Annotated in this window: 10 protein-coding genes; 6 read left to right on the forward strand and 4 right to left on the reverse strand. The window is 41.1% G+C overall.

All coding sequences use genetic code 11. The features are described 5' to 3' along the window. Nucleotides 1-274: 274 nt before the first annotated feature. The 3 genes from FTU65_RS12530 to FTU65_RS12540 form a co-directional block, all read right to left on the reverse strand. Entirely contained in the window at nt 275-844 is a 570-nt protein-coding gene (locus tag FTU65_RS12530) for an L-threonylcarbamoyladenylate synthase (RefSeq protein WP_180005333.1), read from the reverse strand. Nucleotides 845-875: 31 nt separating this feature from the next. Next, complete coding sequence (gene dprA / locus FTU65_RS12535) at nt 876-2057, reverse strand: DNA-processing protein DprA (protein ID WP_180066837.1); 1182 nt, start codon at nt 2055-2057, stop codon at nt 876-878. Nucleotides 2058-2167: 110 nt separating this feature from the next. Further along, nucleotides 2168-3322 (reverse strand): LysM peptidoglycan-binding domain-containing protein, encoded by a 1155-nt coding sequence (locus FTU65_RS12540; protein WP_180066839.1) that lies wholly within the window; start codon nt 3320-3322, stop codon nt 2168-2170. 119 nt (nt 3323-3441) lie between these two features. Between FTU65_RS12540 and def the strand changes: the two genes are divergently transcribed. From def to FTU65_RS12555, 3 genes are all read left to right on the forward strand, one after another. Further along, the gene (gene def, locus FTU65_RS12545) at nt 3442-3972 is read left to right on the forward strand and encodes a peptide deformylase (RefSeq protein ID WP_078191459.1); all 531 of its coding nucleotides are present in this window, start codon (nt 3442-3444) and stop codon (nt 3970-3972) included. 90 nt (nt 3973-4062) lie between these two features. Next, the gene (locus FTU65_RS12550) at nt 4063-4482 is read left to right on the forward strand and encodes a DUF2946 family protein (RefSeq protein WP_180066841.1); all 420 of its coding nucleotides are present in this window, start codon (nt 4063-4065) and stop codon (nt 4480-4482) included. A 72-nt stretch (nt 4483-4554) separates the two neighbouring features. Beyond that, entirely contained in the window at nt 4555-6627 is a 2073-nt protein-coding gene (locus tag FTU65_RS12555; RefSeq protein WP_180066843.1) for a TonB-dependent copper receptor, read from the forward strand. A gap of 48 nt (nt 6628-6675) precedes the next feature. Here the strand turns inward: FTU65_RS12555 and FTU65_RS12560 are convergent, their stop codons facing one another. Continuing rightward, entirely contained in the window at nt 6676-7881 is a 1206-nt protein-coding gene (locus tag FTU65_RS12560) for an oxygenase MpaB family protein (RefSeq protein WP_180066845.1), read from the reverse strand. 95 nt (nt 7882-7976) lie between these two features. On the opposite strand from FTU65_RS12560, the gene FTU65_RS12565 reads away from it, so the two are divergent. The 3 genes from FTU65_RS12565 to FTU65_RS12575 all read left to right on the forward strand — a co-directional run bounded on the left by FTU65_RS12565 (nt 7977) and on the right by FTU65_RS12575 (nt 10584). Beyond that, nucleotides 7977-8573 (forward strand): TetR/AcrR family transcriptional regulator, encoded by a 597-nt coding sequence (locus tag FTU65_RS12565; protein ID WP_180066847.1) that lies wholly within the window; start codon nt 7977-7979, stop codon nt 8571-8573. Nucleotides 8574-8683: 110 nt separating this feature from the next. Continuing rightward, a complete protein-coding gene (locus FTU65_RS12570; protein ID WP_180066848.1) occupies nt 8684-9325 on the forward strand; it encodes an ABC transporter ATP-binding protein in 642 nt (213 codons plus the stop codon). Continuing rightward, nucleotides 9322-10584: a hypothetical protein gene (locus tag FTU65_RS12575; protein ID WP_180066850.1), complete on the forward strand. Its 1263-nt coding sequence runs from the start codon at nt 9322-9324 to the stop codon at nt 10582-10584. Before FTU65_RS12570 ends, FTU65_RS12575 begins: the two co-directional genes overlap by 4 nt. Nucleotides 10585-10808: the final 224 nt, after the last annotated feature.

The raw sequence follows: 10808 nt of genomic DNA on the forward strand, positions 1-10808 counted from the left end.
TGACTAAGTGGTTATAAAATCACAAATAAAGTGCTTATCAGTAGTTTTATTTATATAAAAAATCTATTTGTTAAATTTAAAAAAATATTACATAATACTTTCATCGTAAATGATGAAGTAATTCTTAATAATTACTTGATATTTACCCAGAGATTGCAAGACCCTCTGGATGTGATTTTATACACATCCTTTTTTATGCTCAGCCATCCCTATATGGCTGAGCTTTTTTTTGTCTGTATTTTCCCGAAAGGCTGGTGTAGACAGGCATCCGAGCTTATGCGCGGATGATTTCACCTGTTTCAGCATCAATAATTTTGCTTGGTTCTTGGCTTAGGCCGAGATCACCATTTAAGTAATTTAGTTCATTGGCAAAATATTGATTGGCCTCTTGTAAGGAACGTGCAGGGGTTAATCCTGCAGGATTGGCACTGGTAGACACAATAAAGCCATTAAAAGCTTGGCATAAAGCCACACATAAAGAGTGGGTCGTCACACGGACTGCGACTTTTGGATGATTGCCTTTAATCCATGTTGGAATATGGTCGCCAGCCGGTAATAACCATGTGGTTGCACGTTCATTGGGTTTACGGTTGGTCCAGGTCGCAATGACTTGCTGACGCATATCTTCTGTTAAGCCTTGAAGCAGGTGTTTAACTTGAGCGACATTGGCAGCCAATAAAATCACGCCTTTTTCAATGGGACGTTGTTTTAAGCGCAAAATTTCGAGAAAGGCTTGCTCATTGTAGGGATCACAGCCCAATCCCCAAACAGCCTCTGTAGGATATGCGAGAACCTGACCTTTTTTAAGACAGGAAGCTGCTTCTGCAACAGAGGTGGTAATCATTTCTATAGACCTTATCTGATTCGACAAAGGACTATTGTGAACCTAATTTACCCATTCGACAACGTAGGTAGTGTCCGGCTTGTTGTGTGGCATGGCCCATTAACTCTAATTCCATCAGTTGACTGGTCAATGTCGCGGTATCAATTTTGAGTTGAATGGACAATTGATCAAGGCCTTGGCCGACCCAATCGAGTTGCCGATACAGCGCAATTAAATGTTCTGGGATAGGTTCGGGTGGCGGGGTGTCCGGTATTGCTGTTTCGGGTGTCGCTATTTCGGTGGTTGTTAAGGTTTTAGCAGCCTGCGATTGCCATTGTGTAGCCAATGCCAAGTCTTCAATGACCTGTTGTGGATGATCAATCAAAATTGCACCTTCGCGTATGAGTTGATGGCAACCTTGATGTGACTCACTATAAATATGGCCTGGAATGGCAAAAATAGATTTGCCTTGTTCGGCAGCGCGTTGAGCCGTGATCAGTGAGCCACTTTTTAATGCCGCTTCCGCCACGATGACACCAAGGCTGAGCCCACTGACGATACGATTTCGATGTGGAAAATGGTGTTGCAGGGGTGGAGTGTGTGGAAGAAACTCACTGATTACGGTCCCACCATGTTGGATGATCTCTTGTCTTAAACGCTGATGTGCGGTCGGATAAGTTTGATCTAAACCTGTGCCCATCACGGCAATGGTTCTGTGGTGTTGTATGGCAGCGCGATGTGCCGCCTCATCAATTCCTTGTGCTAAACCGCTATTGATGTAGAACCCTTGCTCACTTAGATAATAAGCAAAATCATAAGCAATTTGCCGACCTTGGGGACTAGGTTTGCGGCTACCCACAATCGCAATTTGGGGTTGCATCAAGGCTTGGGCATTACCTTGCCCAAATAGAATCGGCGGCTTGTCGCTATAAGGTAAAAGCTGTTGTGGATAGTTTAGGTCTTCAGGAATCAGTACAAAGTCACTGTATTGTTCAATATCCTTGAGACATTTTTCAAAGCTAAGCTGTCCACTTGGACTATGAAATTCTTCAAAGCGCTTTAAATGATTTTTATGCAGTCCTAATTTTTGCCATGTGGTGATTTGATTAGGCTTAAGGGCGTAGTGTAGGGCAGGATAGTGCTGCTGAATTTTATAGAAACTACGAAGTGAGTGTTGCACCACAAACCACAGGCGAATGTAATCTAAATGCAAGTCAGTTAATGAGTTGAGCATAATGAGACCTTTGAATATGTCTTCTTTTTATGGTTTAAAATTATTAGTGATATTGTTGTTGGATAATAAAAATGAGGCTGAAATACAGCCTCATTTTTATGGATTTGGTCTTAGTCATCCATCAGTGGTGGCTGAATCGTTGCGCCCACTTTGATTGGTAATTCGCTTTCAAGTACATAAGCATAGCTTAGGTTATCAAACGTTTTGAATACCATGATGTTGCCAATACGTTTTCCTGGAAGTTGAACACGTTCTTTGGTTTTCGGGTCAGTCACGATTTCACCTTTTTGGTTCACGCTAAAGACTTGACCAGATTGAACGCCTTGCAAGCTACCACGGTCTATCGTCACAACACTGTGAACCGCTGCAGTACCAATCGAGCCCATGACACGAACAATACTACCGCCAGCAGTGACATTTTCTGCATTGGTTGGATAGAACAGTGTTGGCAGCATTGGGTCATATTCAGGAAGAACACGATCGCCACGACGAACTTCGGCATTATAAGTATCGGTCAGTTCTAAAGTGGTAATGTCATTTTCACCACGAACGGCAACACCTGAAGCGACTTGAGTCAGTTCTAAACCTGCGTTGTATTTTTTGCCGTTTGCATCGGTAAAGATGTACGGTTCGCCTTCACGGTAAACAGCATATCGTTGACCGACTTGCATGCCTTGGCCGCGTGCATAAACTGTTTGGCCTTTGGCTGCCAATACACGTTGATCAGCTGTACCTAAAATGTAAGGTGTGCCTTCCACAGAATCAGCTGCAACAATCATGCTGCGCTCAAGCCATTGTTTAATATATTCCAATGGAATAACCGGAATCGCACTGTTGAGGGATTCAACACGAACTTGTGGTTGAAGTTTAGTGCCACCTGTATAGCGACGAATAATGCCTTCACAACCATCACCCTCATCTTTACCGATGATTGGGCGGCCATTGTAGGTACACATTAATAGGCGGTCACCTGGGAAAATCCAATGCGGATTTTTCACGTGTTTATTGCTCGCCCAGATTTCAGGCCAGCGCACAGGATTTTTTAAGAAACGCTTGGAAATATCCCACAACGTATCGCCTTTTTTCACCACATAAACTTGAGGCGCACCTGCCTTCAATGATGGTGGATTGATGTTACGAGCAGGGGCAGCTTCTGCAACACTGACCATTCCCATCCCCACACTTACACAGACTGTAAGTGCCAATAATTGTTTTTTAAACCCCAAGGCACTAAAAGTTGGCATGCCCTTCAAAACCTTTTTCATTATCATAATTCCTAAAATTATGTATGTAACTGCGTTATAATAACGATATTACACACAATTTTTTGATGAAGCATTCCTTCATTTTGTTTTTTGATCAATGGCATAAGTGAGGACGTCGTATGGCCTTATTACCTATTTTAAGTTTCCCCGATCCCCGTCTTCGTACCATTGCAAAACCAGTCGAAGAAGTTACTGATGAAATTCGTCAGTTAGCAGCCGACATGTTTGAAACTATGTATGAAGCACCGGGAATTGGCCTGGCAGCAACACAGGTAGATCACCATATTCAGCTGATAGTCATGGATTTATCTGAAGAAAAAGATCAACCCATGGTGTTTATTAACCCCAAAATTACGCCATTGACGCAAGAGACGCAGCCCTATGAAGAAGGCTGTTTATCAGTGCCTCAAATATACGATAAAGTTGAGCGCCCGTCACGTGTAAAAATTCAGGCAATTAACCTTGAAGGTCAATCATTTGAAGTGGAAGCGGACGGACTTCTCGCAGTTTGTATCCAACATGAAATGGATCACTTAAATGGTAAGTTATTCGTCGACTATCTATCGCCTTTGAAACGTCAACGTGCACGTGACAAAGTGGAAAAGTTGGTTCGCCAACGTCAAAAAGATAAAGTCGCAGTTAAACGTTAATTGATCGCGGTTAAAAAATACCTGAGACAAGCCCAATTTCGATTGGGCTTTGTTATACTTGGGTCAGACAAATGTTAGGGTTTGCCTGTATTGTTTCGTAGTGGAGTGCTGCTGTCCTTTGCAGCCGTTTTTTTGCAGATTGCTGTTTTTTTACAGCCATTGTTGCCCAAGCAATATCAAGTTGCTCCGGTCTGCGAAACCATTACGCGTGCACTTTTACTTCCCAATGTTCATGCTGAACATACCGCACATTCACACCATTCATCTTCCGCTCACGCTGAGCAGGTTCAAGTCGATCATACTGCCCATGAACATGATACCAGTCATCAATGTCAGTATTGTACGGTCTATGGCAATTTGGTTTTGCCCCCTGAACTTGATGTGAAAGAAGTGCTTGATCGAATTCAAGTTCGTTTAATTGCTTTTCAAAAAGCTTTCAAGCATGTCTGGTTTGTTCTTCAACAACTCTTTTTACTTCCGCAAGGTCGAGCCCCGCCACTCGCTGTATAAATCCGACGTTTTTTAAACTTGGGTCTTTGAGGACTCAGGTACGCCTTTATTTATGTATTTTGTGAGATAAACATGGCTCAGCCTAAATTTTTTCTACAGCCTCTTGCGGCTGCAATTTGTGTTGCCTGCTATTCAACTACGGTGATGGCTGACGAGATGTCAGTAGAGATGACGGAAACCAATGCCGTTCAGACTTTGGCACCGATTGTGGTGACGTCACATCAGGGGAATGATGCCAATGGCCTGATTGTTCGTGCCAACCCCAAACAGCCGATTCAACCGATACCTGCCAGTGATGGGGCCGATTATTTAAAAAGCATTGTGGGTTTTAGTGCAGTGAAAAGTGGCGCAGGAACCAATGGCGATGTCACCTTCCGTGGCATGTTTGGTTCACGCATTAAAATTTTAACCGATGGCACAGAAAATCTAGGGGCGTGTCCAAGTCGTATGGATTCGCCGACGTCTTATATTTCACCTGAAAGTTATGACCGAATTTCAGTGATTAAAGGCCCTCAAACGGTTCAATATGCCAATACAGGTTCTGCTGCAACAGTCTTGTTTGAACGCAAACCTGAACAGTTGGATGCTGATAAAAACTACCGTGGTCAAGCCAGTGTGATGATCGGTTCTTATGGTCGTTTAGATCATAATATCGAAGCGGCTGTGGGCGATGAACATAAATATGTCCGTTTGAATGCCAGTCGTTCTGTTGCGGATAGCTACCAAGACGGAGATGGTAATACTGTGCCGTCAGACTGGGAGCGGTGGAATACAGATTTGGCTCTTGGTTGGACGCCAAACGAAGATACATGGATCGAACTTACTGGAGGTAAAGCCGATGGTGAGGCGGTATACGCAGGCCGTTCAATGGATGGTTCGCAATTTGCCCGTGAAAGCTTAGGCCTTCGTGTCGAGAAAAAAAATGTCACAGAGGTGATTAAAAAAATCGAAGCACAGGTCAACTATAGTTTTAATGATCATGTCATGGATAACTTCAGCTTACGTGAGTTTCAACCAAGTGGCATGATGAATATGCCAATGGCATCGAATGTTGCTCGCAGAACATTAAATGCACGTATGGCTGTGACACATGAATGGGATAAGATTGACTTTGTCACAGGCATTGACACACAGAACAATGAACATAGCATTCGCAAAGGGATGCGCAATAGCTATAAAGACAAAGCACGTGAACCCGATATGAAGTTTCAGTCATATGGTGGTTTTGGAGAAGTCAGTTATCAATTGAGTGACAACAATAAGTTGGTTTCGGGACTTCGTCTCGATCAAGTGCAAGTGAAAGATGAGCGCGCCGCTTCGAAAGCGAGTGGCTATAACACGGAGCTGAATGAAACATTACCAAGTGCTTTTATTCGTTTTGAAAATAAGCACCCTGAACATGACAATGGTAAAACCTATATCGGTCTAGGCTATGTGGAACGTATGCCAGATTATTGGGAATTATTCAGCCCAAAATCAGGAAATGGTCATAACAATACATTCAATCATATTGATACAGAAAAAACGCTTCAGTTAGATATGGGTTATCAACATGAACATAGTGCTTTGAATTCCTGGGTATCGGCTTATGCAGGTTTAGTGAGAGATTATATTTTAACAAGTTATAAGTCTGGATCAGGAATGATGAAGGGTATGGAAGCACATAGCCGAAATGTGGATGCCACCATTGCGGGAGCTGAAGCAGGGATTGGCTATCAATTTAGCGATCATATTCAAGCCGATGTCAGCGCAATGTATGCGTGGGGTAAAAACACCACAGATGGCAAGCCATTACCACAAATCTCACCGTTAGAAGCACGTATCAACTTACGTTATATCCAAGATAATTATACTTTGGGAGCGTTTTGGCGTGTGGTTGATGGGCAAAATCGTATTAGTGCGCACCAAGGCAATATCGTGGGTTATGACCTGAAAGAAAGTGCAGGTTTTGGCACACTGTCTTTAAATGGTACTTATCATATTGATGAGGGTGTAGATGTATCTGTGGGTGTAGATAATCTCTTGAATAAAACCTATACCGAACATCTAAATAAACTGGGTGATGCAGGGACAGGTTTAGCGACCGATCAACAGTTTAATAATATTGGTCGCAATTATTGGGCACGTATTTCGATGAAATTCTAAATCTTGATATTTGTCATCCAAAAAGCAGAGCGATCGCTCTGCTTTTTTTTATTGGTGCATACTCGCCAGTTGTTTGGCCTTACTTTGATACAGTGCTAAACCGAGTTTTTGAATCGCACGGCCTTTTTGCTGTAATTTTTGATTTAAACTTGGGAGATGCTTAGCACCTGAATACAGGACAAGATTTCTAGCCAATAAATAATAAGCAAACCATGCGGCAGACTGGGGTTTGAGCCCTAATTTATGCATGCGTTTTTTGCCAATAAAAAATTGTGTCAGCTCCAGATGTTGTCGATAAGCCAGTTTTTGCTGAAGTGCTCGGAGGTATTTGTACTGTCGTTCAAAAGGTTCTTTAGAGAGACTGGCGCCGAGAGCCATACTGCTTGCATCAGATTGAGGATGTACAAATTGCATCCAATACAACAGTTTCCAACCATCAGATTCTTTTTCAATTAACCATTTGTCATCAATACCCATCAACCAACCCACATAACGCCAAAAGTGCAAAAAGCTTTCAGTCTCTTGTTTTGATGGAAAAATCCCTAAAGCGCGAATGCCCAAAAGTACCACACTGCTAAAGGCCAGATTGGTCATCGCCAAGTCAAATTGATTCATCGGCACCCCCCACGTTGCAAAATCCCAGTCTTTACCTTTTTGGAGTTGATGCCGTACCAAAGCATGAATAAAACGCACATAAATCGTCGATGTAAATCCTGCATGCAAACGTTCGAGTCCGCGTTCTTCAGTGATATCTACCCACCATTTAGTGGTTTCAGCTAGACGTGTACCGGCTTGTTTATTTAAAGCACCGGTCAGCATGAGTGGCTGATTGAAACCGGGGAAGAGATAACCGACCATGAGTGAAAGGTCTCGCAAAATAAAGCCATTGTTAATCCCGAGTCGATGGGTGAACTCAAGGGCTTGCTGTATTTTTTCTGGCTCTACCCACGGCGGTGTTTGTTCAACATGCTTAAAAAAATGCTCGAGTTCAGGAATAGAAAAGGGAAGCTGCTCGACACCTTTAAATAGAGCGATTTCAAAATATTCACGATGCTGTTTAGGGTTCTGCATCATCCACGTGAGCACTTTTTCCATCTGTGGGTCACCACATTGCAAGGCTTTATTGAGGTCAAGATATTGGGCGTAATTTGGCTGTGCAGCCTGACCCGTCAAATAAGACAGTAGAAAACTCAGCAGATTAGATTGCTGCATGGCCTGAAATGAAGTCAGTCGGGTATTGAAGTGAGTGGTCATGTTTTGATCTTCAATGTTATTGTTGCATATCACACTAATATGAATATTTATTCGCATTCAATTCGCATAACACTATCGCATTGGAGAGCCGTACAATGAGAAAAAGACCACAACAACAACGCGCGAAAATGATTGTGGAAAGCATTTTGCAAGCTGCGCAGTTGTGTATTGCAGAACAAGGTTTACTGGAGCTGACGACGCCCAAAATTGCGGAAAAATCTGGGGTGAGCGTTGGGTCGATTTATCAATATTTTGAAAATAAAGAGCAAATCGTAGAAGAGTTACTGCTCAGAGAATCAGAACAATTGGGGTTAGCACTAAAAAATATAGTCGTGGAGCAAGAGCAGCACAGTATTTATGAGGTGATCCCACTTTGTATTCAGTTTGGCTTTGATATGTTGAAAGCTGATCGTGGCTTCTTCATTGAGATCTTAAAACATTGGCATCAATACAGTCATTCAGATGCCTCTCAGGTTTTGGAAAAGCATTTTTTTGAAGTTGGGATGTATTTATTTAATCGTTATTATTCACATTGGAACTTTGAAACGCTGAAACATCGTTCTTTTGTGATCATTAACAGTACTTTATTTACCATGATGCGATACGTAAGCAATAATAATTTTTTAATTACAGAACAACAGCTTAAAGTTGAATTGTCGAAGATGATTTTGGCGTATTTAGATAGTGTATAACACTGAAAAAATAAATTTGTCTATTAAAGAATCTATTTAATTCTGATCCAAGATATGTGAAGATAGGTTAATAATAAATCAATAACTTAAGATAATAAATCAGGAACATCATGATGGTTTCTTTGAGCTTGCAGCAATTGTCCAAATCTTTTGCGGGAAAATGTATATTTTCAAATTTAAATTTAGAGTTAAGCGAATTCGGAATTGTCGCTGTTGTTGCTGAGAATGGAGTAGGGAAGTCCACCTTACTTGCGATGATTGCTGGGATGTTGGATTTTGATGCAGGCAATATTTTGATTAATGATCAGCAATATGCCCCTCATAACAATGAATACAAGAAACTTGTGGCCTATGTGCCAGATAAAAGCCCTATTTATGACTTTTTAAAAGGGCAGGAGTTTTTGAATTTAATATGTAATATTCGAGGGATAGCGCATGAGCAGTATCAAATCTTCATTGAAAAATTTAAATTAGAAAACTATTTAGCCACGCCGTTTGCTGAAATGTCTTTTGGTACTACCAAAAAGTTTTTATTGGTCGCAGCCTTAATGACCACGGCACCATTACTGATTTTGGATGAACCGAGCAATGGCTTAGATCAAAATGCCTTGGCTGAATTAACAAGTATACTTTTACAACAGAGCCAATCAAAATTGATTCTATTGTCTTGCCATGATCCTTTATTTAGAGACAGTCTTGCAGCAAAAATCATCGAGCTAGATCGGCTAAAGTCCAATGAGCAGGCGGCATGAATAAACAAAGACATGTTGGGCAGCGAATAATTATAAAAACGCTTTTGAAATACCGATGGACATTTTATGTCAAAACCACAGCAGACGCTGTTGCACGGCAAAAGCATTTACTTATTTTAGTCACATTAATTCTCGGGCCAATGATATTCGGACTGCTCTTATCATTAGTACAGCCCATTATTGATTTGGTTTATTGCAAATCATTAATCACGAATTTGTTTCTTTGGACTGGCTTTCTTGCCTTAAATGTATTTTGGTGTGCGATACAGCGTAAAGCTTTGAGTGGTGGAGAAGGGTATCGCTATCTAGCGCTATTGCCCATCACACTCAAAAGTCGATTTGCAGTGGAAATCAAATTTTTAGGCAGTTTAAGCTTCTTGCTGATACTGCCATTTGTTTTAGCGCTTCTATATGTTTGGGTTGAGTATGAACTTTTGGCTTCCATTGGTATTAGTGTATTGATGCTTCTTTGGATCTTTAATTTATTAATCATACAAATCCTGTTTTTACAACAGAATCAATATTTCGGCTTAGTCTGCCTTTTGACATATTTGCCCATTTTGAGCCTAGCGATATTGGAAGCTCAACTCGTTGCGGTGTTGTTATCTACTTTCATCTGTATGGCGGCAATAAAATTCTGGCTGCTCGGTAGGAAATCAAAACCAATAAAGCTGCAAGTACCTAGCGTATTTGTGATACAGAAATATAGCCCACTCTGGCTCAATCAAAATAAACTAATTATTCGTCAGGCATTTCATAAAAGATTTCTAACCCACCGTATTGTCAGTATCGGTATTTCGGTTACAGCGGTTGTGATTTTGTATTGGTTCGCCACACAGGCGGATACTTGGAACATCATGAGTCTTGATTTCACTGCTTCACAATTATTCCAATTGATGTGTGCTATCTATATTGCACTGAGTTTATTCAATCTAGGTGTGATCAAAATGGACTTAAAATCAAATTTTGAATCTGCAGAGCGATTCTGGATCATTCAAGGGTTCACACGATGGCAGCTCAGAAAATACGAATACTGCGTTTTATTGATAATGGGTTTAATGATGAGTGTGCCAGTTTTGCTGTGGCTACTGCTGAAAGGTGGATTCGTTGATGTGCTATTGATGGCGACATTATTTTGTATCGCCATTCCATTTATTCAATGGTTGTATAGAAAACCTGAAGAAGTGCACGGTGTTATGCCAATTTTAATGTTTATCATATGGGTGCCTGTGGCGTATTGCATGCTTTCTGTACGCTAAAAACACTTTTTTAAGTAAAACACACTGATTTAGTAGAATAAATAAACAAACGTAATGAAAAACTAAAAATAAATGAAAAAGGGTGTTGCAACGAATATGAAATGCTGTAGAATGCACATCCATCGGCGGTGATGAAGATTAAAACTTCTGATAAAACAATGACTTGGTTGAATTGATTAAGTTAGGTTTTATTTGATAAGTTTAAAATAATTTGAATTACCGGT

Origin of the sequence: Acinetobacter sp. YH12129 (assembly GCF_013418685.1) — a bacterium.
GTDB classification, from domain to species: Bacteria; Pseudomonadota; Gammaproteobacteria; order Pseudomonadales; family Moraxellaceae; genus Acinetobacter; species Acinetobacter amyesii.

What these genes read in the sequence shown, in the direction of transcription:
- def (WP_078191459.1), top strand. Translation starts at nt 3,442, where the DNA reads ATGGCCTTATTACCTATTTTAAGTTTCCCCGATCCCCGTCTTCGTACC.
- FTU65_RS12540 (WP_180066839.1), bottom strand. Translation starts at nt 3,322, where the DNA reads ATGAAAAAGGTTTTGAAGGGCATGCCAACTTTTAGTGCCTTGGGGTTT.
- FTU65_RS12555 (WP_180066843.1), top strand. Translation starts at nt 4,555, where the DNA reads ATGGCTCAGCCTAAATTTTTTCTACAGCCTCTTGCGGCTGCAATTTGT.
- dprA (WP_180066837.1), bottom strand. Translation starts at nt 2,057, where the DNA reads ATGCTCAACTCATTAACTGACTTGCATTTAGATTACATTCGCCTGTGG.
- FTU65_RS12530 (WP_180005333.1), bottom strand. Translation starts at nt 844, where the DNA reads ATGATTACCACCTCTGTTGCAGAAGCAGCTTCCTGTCTTAAAAAAGGT.
- FTU65_RS12575 (WP_180066850.1), top strand. Translation starts at nt 9,322, where the DNA reads ATGAATAAACAAAGACATGTTGGGCAGCGAATAATTATAAAAACGCTT.
- FTU65_RS12570 (WP_180066848.1), top strand. Translation starts at nt 8,684, where the DNA reads ATGATGGTTTCTTTGAGCTTGCAGCAATTGTCCAAATCTTTTGCGGGA.
- FTU65_RS12565 (WP_180066847.1), top strand. Translation starts at nt 7,977, where the DNA reads ATGAGAAAAAGACCACAACAACAACGCGCGAAAATGATTGTGGAAAGC.
- FTU65_RS12560 (WP_180066845.1), bottom strand. Translation starts at nt 7,881, where the DNA reads ATGACCACTCACTTCAATACCCGACTGACTTCATTTCAGGCCATGCAG.